The sequence below is a fragment of the Plantibacter sp. CFBP 8775 genome, assembly GCF_014839505.1.
GTDB lineage: Bacteria > Actinomycetota > Actinomycetes > Actinomycetales > Microbacteriaceae > Plantibacter > Plantibacter auratus.
The window spans coordinates 2,557,985-2,580,941 of sequence record NZ_JACYNV010000001.1 but is presented as its reverse complement, the minus strand read 5'-3'; the positions used below and the strand labels follow the sequence as shown (position 1 = coordinate 2,580,941).

Here is a 22,957-nt window from a genome sequence, read left to right as displayed (position 1 = left end):
CCGGGCGACGACTACTTGCGGACGATGTCCGCCACGAAGAACTGCGAGTTCAGGCCGTTGACGCCGTACCCCGAGACGTCGCTCGCGGCGACGACGATCTGCGGGTAGAGGTAGAGCCACACGCTCGCCGCGTCCTCGGCGATCTGCTCGTTGACGAGCTTCAGCTTCGCCGTCTGCTCCTCGGTGGTCGTCGCCTGCTCGGCCTCCGACACCCACTGGGTCACCTCGGGGTTGTCGTAGCCCCAGTAGAAGTCCGGGTTGCCGTACCAGACGACGTCGCGGTCGTTCACGTGCTCCTGGAGTGTCGCCTGGAAGTCGCGTTCCTTGAACACCTTCGAGTACCACTCGTCCGCGCTGATCGTGTTGATCTCGACCGTGATGCCTACCTTCGCGAGTTCACTCTGGAGGAACTCGGCGACGGCCGGGTGCGGGTCGTAGCTCGGGGTGTCGAGGGTGAAGGTGAAGCCGTCGGCGAAGCCCGCTTCCGCGAGCTGCTGCTTGGCGAGCTCGGGGTCGTACGGGTTCACCTGCGTGAGGTCCTCGTACCAGGGGTCCGTCGGCGGGACCATCGACCCGATGAGCGTGCCGTAGTCGCCCCAGATCGACGAGAGCAGCTTCTTGGTGTCGATCGCGGAGTACACGGCCTTGCGGACGAGCGCCTGGTCGAACGGGGCGACCCGGTCGTTGAAGGCGAGCAGCTCCTTCGTCGTGGAGTCGCCGTCGGAGACGACGTAGTCCGCGTTGTCGGTGAACTGGCTCAGCTGGTCGGGGCTCTGCACGCTCGTGATGATGTCGATCTGCTTCGTGACGAGCGCATTGCTGAGCGCGGTCGCGTCGGTGAAGTAGGTGAAGACCACCTCCGCGTTCTTGGCGGGCTCACCCCAATAGTCGTCCCAGCGCTCGAGGCTCAGGGTGCTGCCGCGCTTCCAGTCGCCGAGCGTGTACGGACCCGTGCCGTCCTCGGTGGTCTTGAGGTCCTTCGCCGCGTCGTTGACGATCCAGACGTAGCTCAGGTTGTAGATGAAGGAGATGGAGCGCTCGGAGAGGGTGATGACGACGGTCTTGTCGTCGGGGGTCGCGATGCCGGAGATCACCGCGAAGCTGCTCTTCCGTGCCGACTGCGAGTCCTCGGCGGTCACGGCTTCGATGCTCGACTTCACGTCCGCCGAGGTGAGCGGGTCGCCGGAGTGGAAGGTGACGCCGTCCTTGAGGGTGAAGGTGTACGTCAGGCCGTCGTCGCTCACCGTGCTGTCGGCGGCGAGCACCGGTTCGACCTCGCCGTCGTCCGTGAGGCGGTACAGGCCCTCGTACACGTTGCCGGTGAAGGCCTCCGTGACGCCTTGGCCGCCGCCGCCGGTGTTGCTGAGGTTCTGCGGCTCGTAGAGCGAGCCGACGGCGATGGTCGCGTCGTCGCCCGTCGCCGAACTGCCACCACCACCGGCGCAGCCGGCGAGGGCGACGGCGGCGGCGACGGACAGGGCGACGAGCCCGATGGTTCTCTTCACGGATACTCCTGTGGTGTGGGGGTGATGATGCTGGTGCAGGCTGTGGGGTGCTGGGGGTCAGACGGCGTAGAGGTCGAAGCCCTCGCGGAACCGGACGATCCGTTCTCCGGCGAGGACGTCTCCGGCGAACCGGTTCTGCGGCGGCGGCATCGGACAGTTGTACTGCACGGAGAAGCCGCAGGGCGGCACGAACGCGCGGTTGAAGTCGAGGACGACCTCGCCCGCCGTGCCGAAGCCTCCGTCGTCGGTCCGCTGCACGAACAGGAACCGGCCGGCGCCGTAGGTGCCCGACTCGTCATCTCGGCCGTTCGTCGCGTCGCCGAACACGAGGAGGAGCGTGCCGCCGTCGTCGAAGGCGCTCATCGTGTACTCGACGCCGTCCCGAGTGAACGCGATGTCGCCGGGGACGACGAGCTCCCGTGATCCTCCGTTGTCTCGGATGTGCTCGAACGGCACGGTCCGCGAGCCGTCGACCGGCGTGAACCGCGCCGTCTGGACCCACGCGGCGTCGTACGGGAAGACCTCGATGCCGTCGAACGCGCGGATGGCGGGTGCGTTCGCGTCCCATCGGCGGATGCCGACCTCGTCCTGGCCCGTGTCGAGGTGGGTGCGGCGGAGCGTCGTCACCGTCACGCCGCTCGGCTGCTCGGCGGCGATGGCGGCTGCGGCTGCATCGACGGTGGCCGGCGTCTCCTCCGCGAGCCACCGCGTCTCGACGAGGGCGAGGTTGCCGAGTGGCGCGGTCACGGCGGCTCGACGGTCGTCGCGCCAGGCGTCGTGCTCGGCGATCGCGTTCGGCTGCGGGGCGGTGTGGATCGGCATGTCTCGATTCTCCGGATGACGACGGGCGGATCCCAATCGTGTGTCCTTCGGAGTCCAGCTCGTTTCGGGCGGGAACTATTCCCGAGCCCGGCGACGACCCGGCGCAGGACGGCGAGCGACGGGGTCGCGACGTTCTGGGAGGATGTCCTCATGAACGCCACGCTCGTCCGCATGCCCGCCGATCGACTGCGGGGGTGGATGCTCGCCGCGAACGCGCAGTACCGCCTCGAACGCATCGAGGCGGGGGAGACCGAGGCAGAGGCGACGGCGAAGGCTGCACAGTCCCTCGCCGAGACGTTCCCGGCCGGCCGACTCCAGGTCGGACACCTCGTCTTCGAGGTGGTCCTCGACGAAGCCGCGGTCGGCGTGCTCTGGATCGGACCGCGGAGCACGAGCCACCCGGACGAGTGGTGGGTCTGGGACGTGGAGATCGACGAGTCGTTCCGCGGGCGTGGGCTCGGCCGGCAGGCCATGCAGCTCGCCGAGACGGCGGCCAAGGAGCAGGGCGCGAAGACGCTCGGGCTGAACGTCTTCGGATTCAACCGGATCGCGCGCGGCCTGTACGAGTCGCTCGGCTACGAGACGATGGCCGTGCAGATGCGCAAGGCGCTCTAACGCGGGTCCAGCCCGTCGATCAGCTCGGTCATGACCCGGTCGGCGAGTGACGGAGGCTTCGGGTGCCCGTCGGCGGTGGTCCGCGAGGTCGTCGCCCGGTCGAGCGCGAGGACCTCACCGTGGAGGTGCTCCATCTTCGCGTCGAGCCTGGAGGCAGCCTCGGCGGCGTGCTTGAGCTCGGCGAGCAGGCTGTCCGGCACGGCCTTGTCGTACTTGTAGTAGATCTTGTGTTCGAGGCTCGCCCAGAAGTCCATGGCGATCGTCCGGAACTGGATCTCGACGGGCACCTGCACGACGCCGTCGGACATGAACACCGGAACCTCGACGATCACGTGGAGGCTCTGGTACCCGTTCGGCTTCGGGTTCGCGATGTAGTCCTTGACCTTCACCACGGTGATGTCCTGCTGGCTCGTCAGGAGTTCGAACACCTTGTACGTGTCGGAGATGAAGCTGCAGGTGACGCGGATGCCCGCGATGTCCGTGATGTGTTCGCGGATGTCGTCGATGTCCTGCCCGTACTGCTTGCGCTCGATCTTGCCGATGATGCTCTCCGGCGACTTCAACCGCGAGCTGATGTGCTCGATCGGGTTGTAGTCGTGGATCTGCGTGAACTCCTCCTTGAGGATGTTGAGCTTCGTGGTGATCTCGTCGATGCCGAACTTGTACAGCATCATGAACCGCGTGAACTCGTCCTTGAGGCGCTTCAGCTCCTCGAGGTTGTCCGACGACGTTGGTCCGGTCATGGGCGTGCGCTCCAGCTCTGTCTCCGACGGGCCGACGGCCCGCTCGCACTCTACTGAAGCGGCCTTGGAACGCCTCTCAGCCTCCTGTGAATCAGGACCGTCGCGAGCAGTTCAGTGCTGCAGGGCCGCGCGGCGACGTGACGAGGCCTGGAGCCGGCGGGCGCGCCCGGCGGTCAGCATCAGACCGAGGACGACCCCGGCGACGGCCCCGGACGTGTTCGCGAGGAGGTCGCGGGGATCGCTCACGCGTCCGGGGATCGCGAGTTGCGCGGCCTCGATGCCGACCGTCAGCGTGGCTGCGACGAGGATGGCGAGCCACCAGCGCCGCCGTCCGAGCAGGAGCAGGAAGAAGACGCCGATCGGGACGAACATGGCGATGTTCGCTCCGAATTCGAGGCGCTCGTAAGTGACCCACGCCGTCGACTCCCACCGGGCGAGGAGGTCGACGAGTCGGTACACGAGGGACTCGGTCCGGCCGTCGAAGGGCCGTGGGCCGAGGGTGATGGCCGCCACGAGCGCGAGGTATACCACGGTGAGGGTGCTGAGCACGGGATGGCGGCGGAACATCGGCCCAGCATGCCCGAGCCACCTTGGCGGCGCTTGAGTGTTCCCTGGACGGGGACGATGCGTCGCCGATGAGGCCGGTCGGGTCGTCAGCAGCGCGTCAGCGCCCTCGCAACCGCTCGATGTCGCGTCGTTCACGCTTCGTCGGTCGACCGGCGCCCCGGTCTCGGACGGCCACGACCTGCCGTTCCGCCGGCGTCGGCAGCGGGGGAGAGCGGTCGATGAGACATTCCGCCGCGACGTCCGCCCCGACCCGTTTCGCGATGAGGCGTCGGACCTCCACGACCCGGTCGAAGCCCGCCACGCGGAGTCGGACCTCGTCGCCGATCCTGACGGCCTGTGCCGGCTTCGCCCGCTCGCCGTTGACCCGGACGTGGCCGGCTCGGCAGGCGGTCGCGCCGGCCGAGCGGGTCTTCGTCAGCCGCACCGCCCAGATCCATGCGTCGACGCGCACGCTCGACGGGCTGTCCATCCTCCGATGGTAGAGCAGCCCATCGGTAGACTCGACCCGTGACTGACGGGGCGGGGCGCGGGGTTCGACGGACCGGTGAAGACCGCGTCGTCACCCTCCCCAATGCGCTCAGCGTCTTCCGGATCCTCCTCGTCCCGGTCTTCCTGATCCTCCTCGTGCAGGGGCAGGACCTGTTGGCTCTCGCGACGCTCGCGTTCTCGGGCGTCACCGACCTCCTCGACGGGTGGATCGCGCGACGGTTCGACCAGATTACGAAGCTCGGTCGACAACTCGATCCGGCCGCCGATCGCCTCTACATCCTCGCAGCGTTGATCGGTCTCGCGGCCCGCGGACTCATCCCGTGGTGGTTGCTCATCGTCGTCTTCGCCCGCGACCTGCTGCTCGTCGGGCTCGCCGTCGTCCTGCACCGGTCCGGTACGGGCGTGCTCCCGGTCATCCGCGTGGGGAAGTGGGGCACGGCACTCCTGTTCATCGGGCTCCCGGTCCTCATGCTCGGTCAGGCGTTCCCAGCCGTCGCGATGATCGCGACGCCGCTCGGTTGGGTGTCGGTGATCGCCGGAGCGACGCTCTACTGGTGGGCCGGCATCCTCTACCTGCTGCAGACCGTGCGCATCTCGGGGGATGCCCGTTCGAAGCAGCGGGAACGGGCCCGATCCGACGGATCACCCTCGACCGGGCGGCTCGACAGTGACGCCACATCGGATACGCTTGACGGAGAGGAGGTCGACGGTGGCTGAGCACGATGAGAAGTATCCCGCGACCGGGGCGTACACGCCGGGAGCTGTCGATGACGGTGCCCCGACGAGCGGCTCGGGCGATCGGGAAGTCGACACGACACTCACCTTCGGTGAAGACCTCGGAGCGGCCCTCGCGGCGATCGACTCCGACGTCACCGCTGAGGAGCACGAGGCGATCGCGGCCCTGCCGTCCGGTTCAGCGCTGCTGATCGTCCGTCGTGGTCCGAACGCCGGTGCGCGGTTCCTCCTCGACGCCGACGTCACCACCGTCGGACGTCACCCCGAGGCCGACATCTTCCTCGACGACGTCACGGTGTCGCGTCGGCACACCGAGTTCCACCGTCACGGGACCGCGTTCGAGATCCGCGATCTCAACTCCCTGAACGGCACGTACTTCGACGGTGTCCGCATCGACAAGGCGATCCTGCGCGACGCCGCCGAGGTGCAGATCGGCAAGTTCCGCCTCACCTTCTACGCGTCGCGGATCGACCTCGCCTCCCAGCTGGGAAGCTAGTGGCGGCAGCCAGCGCGAACGCGCGAAGCGACGGTGCTCCGCTGCTGAGCATCGGGCAGGTCCTCGCACGCCTCACTCCGGAGTTCCCCGAGCTGAGCAATTCGAAGCTCCGGTTCCTCGAGGAGCAGGGGCTGGTGTCCCCGGCACGGACGAAGTCGGGGTACCGGAAGTTCTCGAGCGATGACCTCGAACGCCTGCGGCTGATCCTGTCGATGCAGCGAGATCACTACTTCCCCCTCAAGGTCATCCGCACCTACCTCGTCGAGGTCGACGCGGGACGGTCGCCGCTGTTCCCTGGCAGTGGGCAAGCCGTCGGCGCGCCGTCGATCCACCCCGGGGTCCGCAGATTCTCGCGGAACGAGCTGATCCGCGAAGCCGGCGCCACCCCGATGCTCTTCAACGACGCCGTGAGCGCGTCGCTGATCCTGCCCGCCGAGAACTACGGCGAGGACGTCGCGTCCCTCCTGCGGATCCTCGTGGAGCTGCAGCGCTCCGGCATCGAACCACGGCACCTCCGCGGGTTCCGCGCCTCGATCGAGCGCGAGGTCGGGCTCATCGAGAGCGCGTTGAGCGCCGTCGCCAAGCGGAACGACGCCGCCGGCCGGGCACGTACCGCCGACCGGGCGCTGGAGATCGCCGCACAGCTCGAGGGTGTGCGGTCGAACCTCGTCCGCTCGGCACTCGAGCGACACCAATCCTCCTGATCGACCTCCCAGGGCGTAGACTGCCCTCATCCATCACGGCCAGGTCACAGTTCGATCACTCGTCACGACACGCCGTCCGTTTCGAACGGATGTCGCAGCGTTGACCGGGGCGGATCGGTAGCGTGGTGGGAGTGGTCAAGCCGGCTCGACGCCCCCGTCGAGACCGTACCGACCGTGCAGCGAACATCGAGGAGAAGCAGACATGAGTGAACTCAGTCGCGACGGGGCGTCACGGTACGGTGACCTCGGGCTGCTGTTCACCGACGGGCTTCCAGAACTCGAAGAGGGCCAGGGCTACCGCGGAGCGGTCGCCGCCCGTGCAGCCGGCATCAGCTACCGCCAGCTCGACTACTGGGCCCGGACGGGTCTGGTCGAGCCCACCGTCCGCGGTGCATCCGGATCCGGAACGCAGCGTCTCTACGGCTTCCGCGACATCCTCGTCCTCAAGCTCGTCAAGCGCCTGCTCGACACGGGCATCTCCCTGCAGCAGATCCGCACGGCAGTCGACCAGCTCCGCGAAGCGGGCATCGTCGACCTCGCCCAGACCACGCTCATGAGCGACGGCGCCAGTGTCTACCTCTGCACCTCGAACGACGAGGTCATCGACCTCGTCAGCCGCGGACAGGGCGTCTTCGGCATCGCCGTCGGCAAGGTGCTGCGCGAGGTGGAGTCCACGCTCATCGAGTTCGACGCACAGTCGGCCGACCCCATGGACGAGCTCGCAGCACGTCGCTCCGCTCGCAGCGCCTGACCCGAGCCGAAGGCGCCGGTCCCTGAGTCTGTCGAAGGGCTCACCGACGCGCGCCACACATTCCCTGAGCGCGCATCCCGGGGTACTGGGTGCTCCTGCCGGTCCTGGAGCTCCGGCCGGTCCATGAGCGCGCCTGCCGGTCCCTGAGCCTGTCGAAGGGCGACCCGAGCGAGCGCCTGGTCCGTGAGCCGACCGAACGGTCTCGCCGCGACCTCAGCTGTCGGTGGAGGGTGCCTCGACGGCAGCGGGACTCGTGACGGCAGCCGGCTCCGGGGGAGCGCCGTCGGCGTACTCGCCGACGCGGCCCGTGCGCAGCACGCGGTCGAGGAGCGAGTCGAAGTTCTTCGCCATCTCCTGCGCCGTGTCACCCGGCCACACGTGGACGGGCTTGGCGGCACCCTGAGCCTGCTGGAGTGACGTGCGCTCCAGCAGCTGCGGGTTGAGGATGAGGGGACCGAACATGTCGCGCAGTTCCTTGATGCGGAACTGGTGCTCCATCGACTGCGGACGCACCCGGTTGACGATGATGCCGAGCGGCTGCAGCCGGGGGCTCAGCCCACGACGGATCTCCTCGACGGCGCGGAGGGCGCGGTCGGCTGCGGAGACCGAGAACAGGCCCGGCTCCGTGACGACGGCGACGCGATCGCTCGCCGCCCAGGCGGTGCGGGTGAGCGCGTTGAGCGAGGGGGCGCTGTCGATGAGGACGAGGTCGTACTCCTCCTCGACGTGCGCGAGTGCCTCTTCCAGGCGCCAGATGTCGCGGATGCTGGGGTGCGGGCCGTCGAAGTTGATCGCAGACGGGCTGCCGATCATGACGTCCATCTTGCCCGGGTGGATCTTCGTCCAGCCGCTCGCCACGATCGCCTGCTCGACGATCTTCTTCTTCGGCGAGGTCAGCACGTCCGTCACCGTGAGGTGCCCTGCGACGTCGACGGCCATGCCGGTCGAGACGTCGGATTGGGGGTCGAGATCCACGACCAGCGTGCGGATGTCCTTCGAGAACGCGGCGGAAGCCAGGCCAAGGGTGACGGTGGTCTTGCCGACGCCCCCCTTCAGGGAGCTAACGCTGAGTACATGCACAAGGCTCAACGTTACCGTGACTAGGCTAGGGAATCTCAACGTTTGCTGAGTTGGCTGTTGTGGGAAGGGTTCCATGTTCAGGAAGATTCTTGTCGCCAATCGCGGAGAGATCGCCATCCGGGCGTTCCGTGCCGCGTACGAGCTGGGGGCGAAGACGGTTGCGGTGTTCCCCTATGAGGACCGCAACTCGATGCATCGGCTGAAGGCCGATGAGGCTTACCAGATCGGCACGGAGGGTCATCCGGTGCGCGCCTACCTCGACGTCTCGGAGATCATCCGCGTCGCGAAGGAGTCGGGCGCCGACGCGATCTACCCCGGGTACGGCTTCCTCTCCGAGAATCCGGAACTGGCCGAGGCCGCTCGAGCCGCCGGCATCACCTTCATCGGTCCGCCGTCCTCCGTCCTGGAGATGGCCGGCAACAAGGTGACCGCGAAGGAGCACGCCATAGCGGCCGGGGTCCCGGTCCTGAAGTCCACGCCGGCCAGCCGCGACATCGAAGAGTTGCTCGCCGGTGCCGCCGACATCGGGTTCCCGATCTTCGCGAAGGCGGTCGCCGGTGGTGGTGGACGAGGCATGCGCCGCGTCGACAACGCCGAGGACCTCCGCGGCGCCCTCGAGGCCGCCATGCGTGAGGCGGACAGCGCCTTCGGCGACCCGACGATGTTCCTCGAGCAGGCCGTCGTCCGCCCCCGGCACATCGAGGTCCAGATCCTGGCGAGCGCCGACGGCGAGACCATCCACCTCTTCGAGCGCGACTGCTCGGTGCAGCGCCGGCACCAGAAGGTCGTCGAGATCGCGCCGGCCCCGAACCTCGACGAGGACACTCGTCAGGCCATGTACCGCGATGCCATCGCGTTCGCCAAGTCGATCGGCTACGTCAACGCCGGGACGGTCGAGTTCCTCCTCGACACCGCGGGGGAGCGGGCCGGACAGCACGTGTTCATCGAGATGAACCCGCGTATCCAGGTCGAGCACACCGTGACCGAGGAGGTCACCGACGTCGACCTCGTCCAGTCGCAGATGCGCATCGCCGCCGGCGAGTCGCTCGGCGACCTCGGCCTCACGCAGGAGTCCCTGCACCTCCGCGGCTTCGCGCTCCAGTGCCGCATCACCACCGAGGACCCCACGGCTGGCTTCCGTCCAGACACCGGGAAGATCACGACCTACCGCTCTCCGGGCGGCGGCGGCATCCGACTCGACGGCGGCACGGTCGCCTCCGGTGCACAGATCAGTCCCCACTTCGACTCGATGCTCGCGAAGCTCACCTGCCGTGGGCGCACCTTCGAGGCGGCCGTCACGCGAGCCAAGCGCGCCCTCGCCGAGTTCCGCATCCGCGGCGTCTCCACGAACATCCCCTTCCTGCAGGCGGTCCTCGAGGACGCCTCGTTCGTGGCCGGCGACCTCAGCACCTCCTTCATCGACGAGCGTCCGCAGCTCCTGCGCGGGCACGTCTCGAAGGACCGCGGGACGAAGATCGTCAACTGGCTCGCCGACGTCACGGTCAACCAGCCCAACGGGTCGCGTCCGTCCGGCGCGGACCCGGGCGACAAGCTGCCCGCGATCGACATCACCACCGACGCCCCGGCCGGCTCGCGTCAGCGACTGCTCGAGCTCGGCCCGAAGGGCTTCGCTGACGCCCTCCGCGCTCAGACCGCCCTCGCCGTGACCGAGACCACCTTCCGCGACGCCCACCAGTCGCTCTTGGCCACGCGCGTCCGGACGAAGGACCTCCTGGCGGTCGCACCGTTCGTCTCCCGGCTCACCCCCGAACTGCTGTCCGTCGAGGCCTGGGGTGGCGCGACGTACGACGTGGCCCTCCGCTTCCTCGGTGAGGAGCCGTGGGAGCGACTGGCCTCGCTGCGGCAGGCGATGCCGAACATCGCGATCCAGATGCTGCTGCGCGGCCGGAACACCGTCGGCTACACGCCGTATCCCACGGAGGTGACGAACGCCTTCGTGCGGGAGGCCGCCGACACCGGGATCGACATCTTCCGGATCTTCGACGCCCTCAACGACGTGTCGCAGATGCGCCCCGCCATCGATGCGGTCCTGGAGACGGGGACGACCGTCGCGGAGGTCGCCGTCTGCTACACCGGTGACCTGCTGAACCCGGCCGAGAACCTCTACACCCTCGACTACTACCTCCGTCTCGCCGAGAAGATCGTCGAGTCCGGTGCCCACGTGCTCGCCATCAAGGACATGGCGGGGCTCCTCCGTCCGTCCGCGGCGGCCAAGCTCGTCGCGGCGTTCCGCGAGCGGTTCGACCTGCCGGTCCACGTGCACACGCACGACACCCCTGGTGGACAGTTGGCGACCCTCCTCGCGGCGAGCAACGCGGGCGCCGACGCCGTCGATGTCGCGAGCGCGCCGATGGCCGGCACGACGAGTCAGCCGTCCGCGTCCTCGCTGGTCGCCGCGCTGGCCCACACGGAGCGCGACACCGGCATCTCCCTGCAGGGGATCGCCGACCTCGAGCCCTACTGGGAGGCCGTCCGCGCGATGTACCGGCCGTTCGAGTCAGGACTCGCGGGCCCGACCGGTCGCGTGTACACGCACGAGATCCCGGGCGGTCAGCTGTCGAACCTCCGCCAGCAGGCGATCGCCCTGGGACTCGCAGACCACTTCGAGCTCATCGAGGACATGTACGCGGCCTCCAACAAGATCCTCGGTCGGGTGCCCAAGGTGACCCCGTCGAGCAAGGTCGTCGGCGACCTCGCGCTCCACCTCGCCGCCGTCAAGGCGGACCCGGCCGACTTCGAGGCCAACCCCGACAAGTACGACGTCCCGGACTCCGTCGTGGGGTTCATGGCGGGCGAACTCGGGGAACTCCCGGGCGGATGGCCAGAGCCGTTCCGCTCGAAGGTCCTCGCCGGTCGTTCGGTCGACATCGGGATCACGCCGATCTCCGCTGAAGATCAGGCCGCACTCGACGGCGAGTCCGCCGAGCGCCGCTCGACCCTCAACCGGTTGTTGTTCCCGGCGCCGACCAAGCAGTTCGAGCAGCAGCGCGACCTGTACGGCGACCTCTCCGTCGTCGACACCGCCGACTACCTGTACGGCCTCGAGCCGGGCATGGAGCACGTCGTCGAGATCGACAAGGGCGTCCGGCTGTTCGTCGGGCTCGAAGCGATCGGTGCGGCCGACGAGAAGGGCATGCGCACCGTCATGGCGACCCTCAACGGTCAGTTGCGACCGGTGTTCGTCCGCGACCGCAGCATCGAGGTCGACTCCCGCGCTGCCGAGAAGGCCGACACCTCCGTCCCCGGCCAGGTGGCCGCGCCGTTCTCCGGCGTCGTGACCGTCAAGGTCGCCGTCGGCGACCGCGTCGAGGCGGGCCAGCCGGTCGCCTCGATCGAGGCCATGAAGATGGAGGCGGCGATCACGACCGCCGTCGCCGGCATCGTCGAGCGCCTCGCCATCCCGGCGACCCAGCAGGTCGAGGCGGGCGACCTGCTCGTCGTCGTGAAGCCGAGCGCCTGACTCTCCCGAGACCGGCCGCGTCCCTCCTCGAGGCGACGCGGCCGGTCTCCGCGTCCACCACACCTGTCCCGCCCGGAAGGATCCAACCCGTGACGACACGACCCATCAGACACTTCGGTGACCCGGTCCTGAAGGCTCCGACGGCCGAGGTCGTCACGATCGACGACGACATCCGCAGCCTCGTCCGCGATCTCGTGGACAGCGTGGAGCTCCCCGGTCGTGCCGGCGTCGCCGCCACGCAGATCGGCGTCGGACTCCGCGTGTTCAGCTACAACGTCGACGGCGTCATCGGGTACCTCATCAACCCGAAGCTCGTCGAGGTGCGCGGTGAACTCGAGGAGATCGGCGAGGGCTGCCTGTCGGTGCCCGGGCTCTGGTTCCCGACGCCGCGCCATCCCTACGCGCGTGCCGTCGGCATCGACCTCGACGGGCAGGAGCTCGTCGTCGAGGGTGAAGGACTCCTCGCCCAGGCGCTGCAGCACGAGACCGACCACCTCGACGGCATGCTCTACCTCGACCGATTGTCGAAGGAGCACCGTCGCGAGGCGATGAAGCAGGTCCGCGAGAGCGACTGGTTCTAGACGCCGGTCGACGGGCCCGGCGGTCGTCGACCGACCGCCGAGCCCGTCGAGGCGCTACTTCAGGGACATCCCCTGGGTCTCGGGCGAACCCGCTCCGAGGTACATGCCCTCGATCGTCTCCGCGAAGTCCTTGAGGATCACGTTCCGCTTGATGCTGAGCTTCGGCGTGAGGTGACCGCTCGCCTCCGTGAGCTCGTCGTCGAGGATGACGAACTTGCGGATCGACTCCGCGCGGGACACCTTGGTGTTGGCCTCGTCGATGGCGCGCTGGACGGCGGCGAGCACTGCGGGGTTCCGAGCAGCCTCGGCGGCGCTCATCGACGCGTCCTGGCCGTTGTTGGCGAGCCATGACGGCAGCATCTCGGTGTCGAGCGTGATGAGGGCGCTGATGAACGGCTTCTGATCGCCGACGACGACGACCTGTCCGACGACCGGGGTCGCGCGGATCGGGTCCTCGAGCGCCGCCGGGGCGACGTTCTTCCCGCCGGCGGTGACGATGATCTCCTTCTTCCGCCCGGTGATCGTGAGGAAGCCGTCGGCGTCGAAGGACCCGATGTCGCCGGTGCGGAACCAGCCGTCGTCGAAGGCCTCCGCCGTCGCCTCGGGGTTCTGCCAGTACTCCTTGAAGACGTTGATCCCACGCACCTCGACCTCGCCGTCGTCGGCGATGCGGAGCGAGACGCCGGGGAGTGCCGGTCCGACCGTGCCGATCTTCGACTTCTGGGCGAGGTTGACCGTTGCAGGCGCGGTGGTCTCGGTGAGGCCGTAGCCCTCGAGGATCACGATGCCGAGCGCGTGGAAGAAGTGGCCGAGTCGCGGACCGAGTGGAGCGCTGCCGGAGACCGCGTAGCGCACCCGGCCGCCCATGGCCGTGCGGATCTTCGACAGCACGAGGCGGTCGAGGACCCGGAACTTCATCTTCAGGCCGAACGGCACGGAACCGCTCTCCAGGGCCTTCGAGTAGGCGATCCCGGTCTCGGCGGCTGCGCGGAAGATCTTGCCCTTGCCGCCGGCCTCGGCCTTCTGCTCGGAGGAGTTGTAGACCTTCTCGAAGACCCGGGGGACCGCGAGGAGGAACGTCGGCTTGAAGGTGCCGAGCGAGGGGAGCAGCTGCTTCGTGTCCGGCTGGTGGCCTGTCTTCACGCCGGAGTGCACGCACAGCACGGCGATGAAGCGCGCGAAGATGTGCGCCGTCGTGATGAAGAGGAGGGTGGAGGCGCCGGGAGCGGACACGACGTCCTTGAGTGCGACGGCCGAGTTCCGCGACAATTCGACGAAGTTGGAGTGGGTGAGGACGCAGCCCTTCGGCCGGCCGGTCGAGCCGGAGGTGTAGATGAGGGTCGCCATGTCGGAACCCACCGCGAGGTTGCGGCGGCGTTCGATCTCCTCGTCGGGGACGTCGACGCCGGCGGCCGCGATCTTGTCGAGGTCTCCGAGGTCGATCTGCCAGACCCGTGCCACATCGGGGAGGTCGCCGTGCACCTCGTCGAAGCGGGCGAACTGGTCGGGCGTCTCGACCAGCACGCTCGTCGCTCCCGAGTCGCTGAGGATCCACTGCACCTGGCTCGGCGAGCTGGTCTCGTAGATCGGGACGAGGAGTGCTCCGGCGAACCACACGGCGAAGTCGATGAGGGTCCACTCGTACCGGGTCTTGCACATGAGCCCGATCTTGTCGCCGGGTTCGATCCCCGCGGCGACGAGCCCCTTCGCCAGGGCGACGACCTGGGCGTGGAACTCGGCGGTGGTCACGTCCACCCACTCCGACCCGCGGGGAACGGCGAACAGTGCGGCGTCGGGCGCAGCAGCCAGGCGCTTCACGAGCAGATCGGTCGCATTGGCGGATGGGTCTGCTGCGACGACTGCAGGGACGTCGAACTGTTCCACGGCAACTCCTTCGGTACCAGGTCGGCAAGATGTGGCTCCATCCTAGAGCACGGGTGTTTGCGCGGTTTCTGTGGCGCGCAGACGCTCAGTAGACTCGACTGCGGCGCGCGGGCGACCGACTCTACTGACGGTCGGTCACACGCCGCTGCCGGTATCGGCGACATCAGGACAGGGAGACGGCACCGTTATGGCAAACGCGATCGGCATCGACATCGGCGGGACGAAGATCGCGGGCGGGGTCGTCGACGACGACGGCCGGATCCTCGCGGCCGGGCGCACGCCGACGCAGGCCTCCGATCCCGACGCCATCATCGACGACGTCGTCGCCATGGTCCGGTCCTTGGACGACGGCAGCATCTCGAGCGTCGGCGTCGCCGCCCCCGGGTTCTTCGACGCCACTCGCTCGACCGTCTACTACTCGCCGAACATCGCCTGGCGGAACGAACCCCTGCAGGCCCGGCTGGCCGCGCGGTTGCCCGACAAGGTCGTGACCATCGAGAACGACGCGAACGCCGCGGGTTGGGCCGAGTTCCGGTTCGGTGCGGGGCGCGAGGAACGCAGCATGGTCATGGTGACGATCGGCACGGGTGTCGGCGGAGCGATCGTCCTCGACGACCGGCTCCTCACCGGTGGCTTCGGCAGCGGTGCGGAACTGGGACACATGCGCCTCATCCCGGACGGTCTGCCCTGCGGCTGCGGCGCGCGTGGCTGCGTCGAGCAGTACTGCTCGGGGAACGCGTTGCTCCGACTCGCGAACGAGGCAGCGGACGCCGGTGGCGACGGTGCCGCCCTCGCCCGAGCCCGGGTGGCGGCCGGCGGGCTGCTGAACGGACACCACGTCTCCGCCCTGCTCGAGTCCGGTGATCCCGGCGCCCTCCGGTGCCTCAACGAGCTCGCCGATCTGCTGGGGCAGGCCCTCGCGAGCATGTCGGCCATCCTCGACCCCAACATCTTCGTGATCGGCGGCGGCGTCGCCCAGGCCGGCGACCTCCTCCTGGACCCCGTTCGTGAGGCGTTCCTGACGCACCTCCCGGCGCGCGGGTTCCACCCGGAGCCGTCCTTCAGCATCGCGCAGCTCGTGAACGACGCCGGTGTCATCGGCGCCGGCGATCTCGCCAGGAGCGCCCTCGTCCTCGGCTGACGACGACGGCAAGACGGAGGAGCACGATGTTCTACTGGTTCATGAAGTACCTGGTCGCCGGCCCGATCCTGAAGTCGATCTTCCGGCCGTGGGTGATCGGCGCCGAGAACATCCCGGAGCACGGCGGCGCGATCATCGCCAGCAACCACCTGTCCTTCATCGACTCGGTGATCCTCCCGCTGTGCGTCGATCGGCGGATCTCCTTCCTGGCCAAGAGCGAGTACTTCCGCGGCAAGGGCTTCGGCGGCTGGGCCACGAAGACCTTCATGCTCGGCACGGGGCAACTCCCGATCGACCGGTCGGGAGGCAAGGCCTCCGAAGCCTCGCTCAACACCGGACTCGCGGTCCTCGGCGGCGGTCACCTGCTCGGGATCTACCCGGAAGGCACGCGCAGTCCCGACGGGACGATGTACCGAGGCCGCACCGGGGTCGCGCGGATGGTGCTCGAGGCCGGGGTCCCCATCGTCCCCGTCGCGATGATCGACACCGAGAAGGTCATGCCCATCGGCACGAAGCTGCCCCGGATCCGTCGGATCGGGATCGTCATCGGCAAGCCGCTCGACTTCTCGCGGTTCGAGGGTATGGAGGGGGACCGCTTCATCCTCCGCAGCGTCACGGACGAGTTGATGGTCGAGCTCCGCAAGCTCTCGGGCCAGGACTATCGCGACGTCTACGCCACGAGCGTCAAGGAGCGCGCCGCGTCGGCGTGACGCTAAGCTGAAAAACCGGGCCGCGATCGCGGTCCGTTCCCCCTTCCGGGCGGGCTCCGGAGCGCGTCCGGTCGAAGAGAAACAGGAAATCCGTGTCCCACGCTACAGAACCAGTCGTCATGGCCGAACCCTCGGTGATCGCCGGACTGGACTATTGGCGTGAGCTGCCGATCAAGCAGCAGCCGTCATGGCCGGACCAGGCCGCGGTGGCGCGTGCCTCCGCCGAACTCGCGACGCTCCCTCCGCTCGTCTTCGCCGGCGAGGTCGACATCCTGCGCGACCGGTTGGCCCGGGCGGCGAGCGGCAATGCATTCCTGCTCCAGGGCGGCGACTGCGCGGAGACCTTCGCCGGTGCGACGGCCGAGCAGATCCGCAACCGTGTGAAGACGGTCCTGCAGATGGCCGTCGTGCTCACGTACGGTGCGTCGATGCCGGTCGTCAAGATGGGCCGGATGGCCGGGCAGTTCGCCAAGCCGCGCTCCAACGACTCCGAGACGCGGGGCGACGTCACCCTGCCCGCCTACCGCGGCGACATCGTCAACGGCTACGACTTCACCCCGGAGTCGCGCACGGCCGACCCCGCTCGGCTCGTCAAGGGTTACCACACCTCCGCATCGACGCTGAACCTCATCCGGGCGTTCACCCAGGGCGGGTTCGCCGACCTCCGCGAGGTCCACAGCTGGAACAAGGGGTTCGCCGCCAACCCGGTGAACCACCGGTACGAGGGACTGGCGCGCGACATCGATCGTGCGATCAAGTTCATGGAGGCGGCCGGAGCCGACTTCGACCAGCTGCGCGGTGTGGAGTTCTACTCGAGCCACGAGGCGCTGCTCATGGACTACGAGCGACCGATGACGCGGATCGACTCGCGGACCGGGACGCCGTACAACACCTCGGCCCACTTCGTGTGGATCGGTGAGCGGACCCGTGAGCTCGACGGCGCGCACGTGGACTTCCTGTCGCGCGTGCGCAACCCGATCGGCGTGAAGCTCGGCCCCACCACCTCGGCCGACGACATGCTGCGTCTCATCGACAAGCTCGACCCCGAGCGCGAGCCCGGGCGCCTGACGTTCATCACGCGGATGGGTGCGGGCAAGATCAGGGACGCCCTGCCTCCGCTGCTCGAGGCGATCAAGGGTGCCGACGCGACGCCGCTCTGGGTCACCGATCCGATGCACGGCAACGGACTCACGACGCCCACCGGCTACAAGACGCGTCGCTTCGACGACGTCGTGGACGAGGTCAAGGGGTTCTTCGAAGCCCACCGCGCCGCAGGGACGCACCCCGGCGGCATCCACGTCGAGCTCACCGGCGACGACGTCACCGAGTGCCTGGGCGGCTCCGAGCAGATCGACGAGGCCACCCTGGCGACGCGGTACGAGTCGCTGTGCGATCCTCGCCTCAACCACATGCAGTCGCTGGAGCTCGCCTTCCTCGTGGCGGAGGAGCTCGCCGCCGCGAAGTAAGTCTCACACGACGAAGCGCCCATGCCGGGTTCGGCATGGGCGCTTCGTCGTCCGCGACACCTACGCCTGGGAGATCCTGACCAGGTTGCCCGACGGGTCGCGGAACGCGCAGTCGCGCGCGCCCCAGCCCATCTCCTTCGGTTCCTGGAGCACGTCTGCGCCGGACGCGCGGACCCGTTCGAACGTGGCGTCGAGGTCGTCGGCTCGGAAGACGAGCATCGGCAGCACCCCCTTCGTGAGGAGGGCCTGCAGCGCGTCCCCGTCAGCCTGCGAACGACCCGCGTGCGGTTCGGAGACGACGATGTCGAGGCCGGGCTGCGCGTCGCTGCCGAGCGTCACCCACCGGAAGCCGCCGTTGGCGACGTCGTTCCGGACCTCGAGTCCGAGTGCGTCGGCGTAGAAGGCGATGGCCTCGTCCACGTCGTTCACCGTGATGTTGCAGTACTGGAGCGAGATCGTCATGACGACGACGTTACGCCGGGCGCTGGAGGCCCGCTTCTCCGATCCTGCTCGATCCACTCGGACCGGACACCCGGCGATGGGCAGGCCTCGTGGTCGTCTTGGCGACGCAGTCCGGCATCGCGTCGACCGCATGATGTTCGCGCCGACGGTACGCGCTCGGCGTCTCGCCCGTGATGGCGGTGAAGGCCGAGCTGAACGATCCGAGCGAGGTGGCCCCGACGGCAAGAGCGGCGTCCGTCACCGAGCTCCCCGCCCGGAGGAGCGCCATCGCCCGTTCGATCCGACGGGTCATGAGGTGGCCGTACGGCGTCTCGCCGTAGACCGCACGGAACCGCCTCGCGAAATGCGACGGCGACATGTGCGCCGTCGATGCCATCAGCGGCACGTCGAGCGGTTCGGCGTAGTCGCGGTCGATCAGGTCGCGCGCCCGTCGGAGGCAGGCGAGTTCGGCGAGGTCCTCCGGGCTCATGCGGCGAGCGTAGCAGGACGGCGGCGGCTCGTTCCGACGAGCGGATGAGCGCCGTCCGACCGGGTCACAGACCGAAGTCGGTGATGTTGACGGTCGAGCCCTTCTTGACGGACTTGCCCGCCGGGGGATCGGTCTTCTTCACCTTGAAGATGTCGCGGAAGGCCTCTGCCACGGCGATGTCGCCGACGGTGAATCCGGCGTCCTGCAGTGCTTTGATGGCTTGATTGATCGTCTGGCCGGTGGTGTCGGGGACGGCGACCAACTCGACGCCCTTGGACACGATCAACGTCACGTCGTCGCCCGGGATGAACGCCGTCTCGTTCCCGTCCGCATCGGTCTTGGCCTGGATGCCGATGACCTGCCCCGCGGGGATCGTGTCGTCGAACGCCTCGTCGGAGGTGCCCACGCCGAGCCCGACGGATTCGAGGGCGTCGCGCGCCTGGTCCGGTGTCATCCCCGAGACCGAGGGCACCTGTCCGGCCGACACGAGCAACGTCACCGTGGAGCCTTGAAAGGACGGCCCGCCCTGGCTGTAGTCGGCTCCCGAGGTCGCGTCGGTCGCCGCGAGCACGATGTCCTTCGCGATGCTCGGGTCGAACTGCTGGTTCACGGTGCCGACGGCGACGCCGAGCGCGTCCAACTGCTGTTCGGCGTCGGACTGTGCGAGCCCGGCGAGGACCGGGATGTCCACCGGCTGCGGTCCCTGGGAGACGAGGACCGTGACGGAGCTGCCCTTGTCGATCTTCGACCCGGACGGCGGATCGCTGCCGGCGACCGTGCCGGCCGGGACGGTGAGGCTGAACGTCGCGCCTTCGACGGGCACGAAGCCCAGCTCCACGAGTTTGGCGGACGCCTGGTCGAAACTCCCGTCGGCGACGTTCGGGACCTCGACGAGCGAGCCGGGGCCCTGGCCGAAGTACCATCCGGTCCCACCGGCGAGCGCGGCGAGCATGAGGACGATCGTGAACAGCGCGACGCCCACGCGGCTGCGCTTGCGCGCCTTCGTGGCGAGCTTGCCCGGACCGTCCGTCGCGTCGGCGCGCACCGGGACCTGCTGCGGTTTGGTGTTGCGGCCGATGACCTGGGTGACGTCGTCGGCGTGCTCGCTCGAGTAGGAGGCCGGCATGACGATCGTGGGTTGCGCCCCGGTGGCGACCGAGGTGAACCCGAGACTGGACTCGATGGACCGCAGGCGCTCGAGCATCTCGCCGGCGTTCGACGGACGATCGTCCGGTTCGCGCTCGGTGGCCCAGAAGACGAGGTCGTCGAGTTCCTTCGGGACGGCGGGGTTCTTGGCGCTCGGTGCGGGGACCGATTCGTTGGCGTGCTGGTAGGCGATCTGCATCGGCTGCTCGCCCTTGTAGGGCTGCTCGCCGGTGAGCATCTCGTAGAGCATGATCCCGAGCGCGTAGATGTCGCTCCGCGCGTCGGCCTGTCCACGGGTGACGAGTTCGGGGGAGAGGTAGGCGATCGTGCCGAGGAGCGCTTGGCCGGTGGCCGTGTTCGCGCTCGCGGCTCTCGCGAGGCCGAAGTCGCCGATCTTGATTCGTCCGTCGTCAGCGAGGAGGACGTTCTCCGGCTTGACGTCGCGGTGGACGATGCCGGCGCGGTGCGCGGCGGCGAGTCCGGACAGTACGGCGTCGAGGATGTCGGCGGCCTGCCGAGGGGTCAGCGTGCCGTTGTCGCGGATGAGGTCGCGGAGGGTGATCCCCGGCAGGTGCTCCATGACGAGGTACGCCATGTCGGAGTCCTGGCCCTGGTCGAACACGCTGACGACGTGCGGGTTCGCGAGCCGCGCGGCGGAGCGCGCCTCCTGGATGAAGCGGTTCTTGAACGTCGTGTCGTCCGAGAGGTGGCCGTGCATGACCTTGATCGCGACGCGCCGTTCCAGCCGGAGGTCCGTGGCGAGGTAGACCGTCGCCATGCCGCCACGGGCGATGCGTGAGCGCACCTGATATCTCCCGTCGAGGAGACGGCCGATCATCGGATCGGTCTGCTGGTTGCTACTCACCAGTCGAGTGTATGGAACGTCGAGCGCGAAGAGCTGTCAACACCCCGGGAGGGCGGCGAGGCGCCTGGATCGTTACCCGAACGCGATCCGACGGCGCCGATCGGAGCGTGGTCGTGGCAGACTGCTGTGCGTGACTGAGCAGAATTCCGAACTCGTGTGGTTCACCCTTCCCGATCTGGCGACCGAACTCGGGCTGCCGATCCGACGCATCCGCCAGTACCTCGAGGAGCGCGACCTCCTCGCCGTCCGACGTGACGGCGTGCTGCAGGTGCCGTCGTCGTTCATCGCGGACGGTGGGCCGGTGCACAACCTGCGCGGCACGCTCACGCTGCTGTCCGACAACGGCTTCGACGACGAGGCCGCGATGGTCTGGATGCTCGAGGACGACGACGCGATCGGGACCTCGCCGATCGAAGCCCTCCGCGAGGGACGTCGGTCCGAGGTTCGCCGGGTGGCTCAGGCGCTGGCCTGATCCCACGCCGTCCGAGCCGGACCGCTCAGGTCTCGCGGCGTGCGACCGCGACCGCGAGGCCGCGCAGGTGGGCCCGGGCGTCGTCGTTGATCGGAGCCTCGCCCAATGCGGAGAGCGCCCGTGCGACGTGGTCCTGGATGAGCTTCTCCACCTGGTCGACGGCCCCGCTGTCGCGGATGGTCGCCTGGAGCAGGCCGATCTGGTCGTCGTCGAGTTCGGGATCCCCGAGCAGTTCGTCGAGGATGGCGCGCGCGCCCGGCTGGAGGGCCTCCCGCGTGAGCGCGATGAGGATGGTGCGCTTCCCCTCGCGGAGGTCGTCGCCACTCGGTTTGCCGGTGACGGCGGGATCGCCGTAGACGCCGAGGAGGTCGTCGCGCAGCTGGAAGGCGATGCCGAGGGGGAGGCCGTACCCGCGGAGCGACGCGAGCTGCTGCTCGTTCCCGCCGCCGAGGAGCGCCCCGAGCGCGAGCGGGGACTCGATGCTGTACTTGGCCGATTTGAAGATCAGGACGCGCTCGGCCCGGCGGCGGTGTTCGTCGTCGGCGGCGTCGCGCCAGGCGCGCTCCTCGAGGATGTCGAGGTACTGGCCGGCCGTGACCTCGGTTCGCATCCGGTTGAACTCGGCCCGCGCTGCGCGAGCGGCGGTGCGGTCGTCCAGCTGGTCGAGTCCGTCGTCGAGGAGTTCGTCGCTCCAGCCGAGGAGCAGGTCGCCGAGGAGTGTGGCGGCTCCGGTGCCGAAGGTGGTCGGGTCGCCGTCCCATCGGCTGCGACGGTGCAACTCCGCGAAGGAGACGTGAGCCGACGGTGCACCCCGGCGGGTGTCGGAGTTGTCGATGATGTCGTCGTGGACGAGCGCTGCGGCGTGGAACAGCTCGAGTGCTCCACAGGTCGCGATGACGGTCTCGAGGCCGCCCTGACCGCTGGCGTGCCTCCCGGTCGAGACGGCCTGCCAGCCCCTGAAGCAGAACTGTGCTCGGAACCGCTTCCCACCGCTGAGAAATTCCCGGGAGAAGTCGAGGAACGGGGAGAGCTCCGGGCCGATCTGCGCGACAATGGAGCTTCGCGAGGAGAGAAAGTCGGAGAGCCCGCGGCCCACCAGGGTGGCGAGTTCATTGCTTTCGATCACGCACCTAGCCTAGTCATGCTTCGGTGGCTAGACTCGATCAACAACGTCGCGTCGTGTGACCTTGAGGGGAATCAGATGCCACTTTCAGAGCAGGAGCAACGGCTCCTCGATGAGATGGAACGCCACCTCTACCGCAGCGATGCCGATTTCGTCTCCAAGGTCAGCGCTGGCGCGGGCAAACCGAGTTACCGCGGAATCGCGCTCGGCTCCCTCATCGCGGTGGTCGGGGCGATCGGCCTCGTGCTCGGAGTCGTGATCCAGCAGCCCATCGTCGGTCTGCTCGGGTTCGCGATCATGCTCACGGGCGTGCTCGTGGCGACCAAGCCGACCCGGGCTCCACTCGAACAGCCGCGTCCTCGTCAGGCTGCTCCGGCCGGCCAGAAGTCCTCGCGTCTGATGGACCGCTTCAACGACCGCTGGGACAAGCGTCAGTCGGGCGACGAGCGGTAACGATGCCAGGTCTCCCGGTCGCTCCGCGGCCGGCCACTTGACTCCACTTCCCTCCCTCGCGGCGGCGCCGCGCCACGACTCCAAACGGGGCCGATCTTCGGATCGGCCCCGTTTCGTCGTTTCAGGCCCTCCCTGATCGTCCCGGGTATGGCAAAGCCCCTCCATTTCCCTCCACCCCGCAGAGTCTTGACTTTGCG

Annotated in this window: 23 protein-coding genes; 12 read left to right on the top strand and 11 right to left on the bottom strand. The window is 68.5% G+C overall.

The genetic code is table 11. The annotated features are described in order from the left end of the window. Positions 1-11: 11 nt before the first annotated feature. Together IFR14_RS12160 and IFR14_RS12155 are read right to left on the bottom strand one after the other, a co-directional pair. Positions 12-1,505: an ABC transporter substrate-binding protein gene (locus IFR14_RS12160; RefSeq protein WP_191941141.1), complete on the bottom strand. Its 1,494-nt coding sequence runs from the start codon at positions 1,503-1,505 to the stop codon at positions 12-14. Between the two features lie 57 nt (positions 1,506-1,562). Then, positions 1,563-2,327 carry a DUF1684 domain-containing protein gene (locus tag IFR14_RS12155; protein ID WP_124769413.1) on the bottom strand — a complete coding sequence of 255 codons (765 nt, stop codon included), beginning with the start codon at positions 2,325-2,327 and terminating at the stop codon, positions 1,563-1,565. Positions 2,328-2,477: 150 nt separating this feature from the next. Here IFR14_RS12155 and IFR14_RS12150 point away from each other — a divergent pair, with 150 nt between their 5' ends. Beyond that, positions 2,478-2,942, top strand: coding sequence for a GNAT family N-acetyltransferase (locus tag IFR14_RS12150; RefSeq protein WP_086473201.1), 465 nt, complete (start codon positions 2,478-2,480; stop codon positions 2,940-2,942). On the opposite strand, the gene IFR14_RS12145 is transcribed toward IFR14_RS12150, so the two are convergent. From IFR14_RS12145 to IFR14_RS12135, 3 genes are all read right to left on the bottom strand, one after another. After that, complete coding sequence (locus IFR14_RS12145; RefSeq protein WP_082916274.1) at positions 2,939-3,685, bottom strand: GTP pyrophosphokinase; 747 nt, start codon at positions 3,683-3,685, stop codon at positions 2,939-2,941. The genes IFR14_RS12150 and IFR14_RS12145 overlap by 4 nt on opposite strands. 111 nt (positions 3,686-3,796) lie before the next feature. Further along, positions 3,797-4,252, bottom strand: coding sequence for a VanZ family protein (locus IFR14_RS12140; RefSeq protein ID WP_124769411.1), 456 nt, complete (start codon positions 4,250-4,252; stop codon positions 3,797-3,799). A 97-nt stretch (positions 4,253-4,349) separates the two neighbouring features. Continuing rightward, positions 4,350-4,721, bottom strand: a complete 372-nt coding sequence (locus IFR14_RS12135) for an RNA-binding S4 domain-containing protein (protein ID WP_079706027.1) — start codon at positions 4,719-4,721, stop codon at positions 4,350-4,352. Positions 4,722-4,759: 38 nt separating this feature from the next. On the opposite strand from IFR14_RS12135, the gene IFR14_RS12130 reads away from it, so the two are divergent. The 4 genes from IFR14_RS12130 to IFR14_RS12115 all read left to right on the top strand — a co-directional run bounded on the left by IFR14_RS12130 (position 4,760) and on the right by IFR14_RS12115 (position 7,427). Then, positions 4,760-5,458: a CDP-alcohol phosphatidyltransferase family protein gene (locus tag IFR14_RS12130; protein ID WP_191941140.1), complete on the top strand. Its 699-nt coding sequence runs from the start codon at positions 4,760-4,762 to the stop codon at positions 5,456-5,458. Continuing rightward, positions 5,451-5,972 carry an FHA domain-containing protein gene (locus tag IFR14_RS21400; protein ID WP_086473205.1) on the top strand — a complete coding sequence of 174 codons (522 nt, stop codon included), beginning with the start codon at positions 5,451-5,453 and terminating at the stop codon, positions 5,970-5,972. The genes IFR14_RS12130 and IFR14_RS21400 overlap by 8 nt, the downstream gene beginning before the upstream one ends. After that, the gene (ftsR, locus tag IFR14_RS12120) at positions 5,972-6,676 is read left to right on the top strand and encodes a transcriptional regulator FtsR (protein WP_079706024.1); all 705 of its coding nucleotides are present in this window, start codon (positions 5,972-5,974) and stop codon (positions 6,674-6,676) included. The genes IFR14_RS21400 and ftsR overlap by 1 nt, the downstream gene beginning before the upstream one ends. Positions 6,677-6,878: 202 nt before the next feature. Then, positions 6,879-7,427: a MerR family transcriptional regulator gene (locus tag IFR14_RS12115; RefSeq protein WP_064297014.1), complete on the top strand. Its 549-nt coding sequence runs from the start codon at positions 6,879-6,881 to the stop codon at positions 7,425-7,427. A gap of 213 nt (positions 7,428-7,640) precedes the next feature. On the opposite strand, the gene IFR14_RS12110 is transcribed toward IFR14_RS12115, so the two are convergent. Beyond that, positions 7,641-8,507, bottom strand: coding sequence for a ParA family protein (locus IFR14_RS12110; protein ID WP_079002579.1), 867 nt, complete (start codon positions 8,505-8,507; stop codon positions 7,641-7,643). Between the two features lie 73 nt (positions 8,508-8,580). On the opposite strand from IFR14_RS12110, the gene IFR14_RS12105 reads away from it, so the two are divergent. After that, entirely contained in the window at positions 8,581-11,988 is a 3,408-nt protein-coding gene (locus IFR14_RS12105) for a pyruvate carboxylase (RefSeq protein WP_191941139.1), read from the top strand. Between the two features lie 89 nt (positions 11,989-12,077). Next, positions 12,078-12,569 (top strand): peptide deformylase, encoded by a 492-nt coding sequence (locus IFR14_RS12100; RefSeq protein WP_064297012.1) that lies wholly within the window; start codon positions 12,078-12,080, stop codon positions 12,567-12,569. A 54-nt stretch (positions 12,570-12,623) separates the two neighbouring features. On the opposite strand, the gene IFR14_RS12095 is transcribed toward IFR14_RS12100, so the two are convergent. Continuing rightward, complete coding sequence (locus IFR14_RS12095) at positions 12,624-14,453, bottom strand: AMP-dependent synthetase/ligase (RefSeq protein WP_124769407.1); 1,830 nt, start codon at positions 14,451-14,453, stop codon at positions 12,624-12,626. Positions 14,454-14,640: 187 nt separating this feature from the next. Between IFR14_RS12095 and IFR14_RS12090 the strand changes: the two genes are divergently transcribed. From IFR14_RS12090 to IFR14_RS12080, 3 genes are all read left to right on the top strand, one after another. Next, positions 14,641-15,594, top strand: a complete 954-nt coding sequence (locus IFR14_RS12090) for an ROK family glucokinase (protein WP_079706022.1) — start codon at positions 14,641-14,643, stop codon at positions 15,592-15,594. A gap of 26 nt (positions 15,595-15,620) precedes the next feature. After that, entirely contained in the window at positions 15,621-16,304 is a 684-nt protein-coding gene (locus tag IFR14_RS12085) for a lysophospholipid acyltransferase family protein (protein ID WP_064297009.1), read from the top strand. A gap of 119 nt (positions 16,305-16,423) precedes the next feature. After that, entirely contained in the window at positions 16,424-17,770 is a 1,347-nt protein-coding gene (locus IFR14_RS12080; protein ID WP_056005400.1) for a class II 3-deoxy-7-phosphoheptulonate synthase, read from the top strand. A 60-nt stretch (positions 17,771-17,830) separates the two neighbouring features. Here the strand turns inward: IFR14_RS12080 and IFR14_RS12075 are convergent, their stop codons facing one another. The 3 genes from IFR14_RS12075 to pknB form a co-directional block, all read right to left on the bottom strand. Further along, positions 17,831-18,232, bottom strand: a complete 402-nt coding sequence (locus tag IFR14_RS12075; RefSeq protein WP_137241612.1) for a VOC family protein — start codon at positions 18,230-18,232, stop codon at positions 17,831-17,833. A gap of 10 nt (positions 18,233-18,242) precedes the next feature. Beyond that, positions 18,243-18,701 (bottom strand): helix-turn-helix transcriptional regulator, encoded by a 459-nt coding sequence (locus IFR14_RS12070; protein ID WP_137241613.1) that lies wholly within the window; start codon positions 18,699-18,701, stop codon positions 18,243-18,245. A 64-nt stretch (positions 18,702-18,765) separates the two neighbouring features. Further along, complete coding sequence (gene pknB / locus IFR14_RS12065; RefSeq protein ID WP_085510970.1) at positions 18,766-20,712, bottom strand: Stk1 family PASTA domain-containing Ser/Thr kinase; 1,947 nt, start codon at positions 20,710-20,712, stop codon at positions 18,766-18,768. A 130-nt stretch (positions 20,713-20,842) separates the two neighbouring features. Between pknB and IFR14_RS12060 the strand changes: the two genes are divergently transcribed. Continuing rightward, a complete protein-coding gene (locus IFR14_RS12060; protein WP_086473210.1) occupies positions 20,843-21,184 on the top strand; it encodes an Rv2175c family DNA-binding protein in 342 nt (113 codons plus the stop codon). A gap of 25 nt (positions 21,185-21,209) precedes the next feature. On the opposite strand, the gene IFR14_RS12055 is transcribed toward IFR14_RS12060, so the two are convergent. Then, a complete protein-coding gene (locus IFR14_RS12055) occupies positions 21,210-22,310 on the bottom strand; it encodes a polyprenyl synthetase family protein (RefSeq protein ID WP_191941138.1) in 1,101 nt (366 codons plus the stop codon). A gap of 75 nt (positions 22,311-22,385) precedes the next feature. Here IFR14_RS12055 and IFR14_RS12050 point away from each other — a divergent pair, with 75 nt between their 5' ends. Then, positions 22,386-22,760 (top strand): DUF3040 domain-containing protein, encoded by a 375-nt coding sequence (locus IFR14_RS12050; protein WP_064297004.1) that lies wholly within the window; start codon positions 22,386-22,388, stop codon positions 22,758-22,760. Positions 22,761-22,957 lie beyond the last annotated feature (197 nt).

Bases quoted from the DNA above. Each gene is read 5' to 3' on its own strand.
- IFR14_RS12150 (WP_086473201.1), top strand. From the start codon at position 2,478: ATGAACGCCACGCTCGTCCGCATGCCCGCCGATCGACTGCGGGGGTGG.
- IFR14_RS12080 (WP_056005400.1), top strand. From the start codon at position 16,424: ATGGCCGAACCCTCGGTGATCGCCGGACTGGACTATTGGCGTGAGCTG.
- IFR14_RS12135 (WP_079706027.1), bottom strand. From the start codon at position 4,721: ATGGACAGCCCGTCGAGCGTGCGCGTCGACGCATGGATCTGGGCGGTG.
- IFR14_RS12140 (WP_124769411.1), bottom strand. From the start codon at position 4,252: ATGTTCCGCCGCCATCCCGTGCTCAGCACCCTCACCGTGGTATACCTC.
- IFR14_RS12075 (WP_137241612.1), bottom strand. From the start codon at position 18,232: ATGACGATCTCGCTCCAGTACTGCAACATCACGGTGAACGACGTGGAC.
- IFR14_RS12145 (WP_082916274.1), bottom strand. From the start codon at position 3,685: ATGACCGGACCAACGTCGTCGGACAACCTCGAGGAGCTGAAGCGCCTC.
- IFR14_RS12115 (WP_064297014.1), top strand. From the start codon at position 6,879: ATGAGTGAACTCAGTCGCGACGGGGCGTCACGGTACGGTGACCTCGGG.
- IFR14_RS12085 (WP_064297009.1), top strand. From the start codon at position 15,621: ATGTTCTACTGGTTCATGAAGTACCTGGTCGCCGGCCCGATCCTGAAG.
- IFR14_RS12070 (WP_137241613.1), bottom strand. From the start codon at position 18,701: ATGAGCCCGGAGGACCTCGCCGAACTCGCCTGCCTCCGACGGGCGCGC.
- IFR14_RS12105 (WP_191941139.1), top strand. From the start codon at position 8,581: ATGTTCAGGAAGATTCTTGTCGCCAATCGCGGAGAGATCGCCATCCGG.
- IFR14_RS12090 (WP_079706022.1), top strand. From the start codon at position 14,641: ATGGCAAACGCGATCGGCATCGACATCGGCGGGACGAAGATCGCGGGC.
- IFR14_RS12155 (WP_124769413.1), bottom strand. From the start codon at position 2,327: ATGCCGATCCACACCGCCCCGCAGCCGAACGCGATCGCCGAGCACGAC.
- IFR14_RS12050 (WP_064297004.1), top strand. From the start codon at position 22,386: ATGCCACTTTCAGAGCAGGAGCAACGGCTCCTCGATGAGATGGAACGC.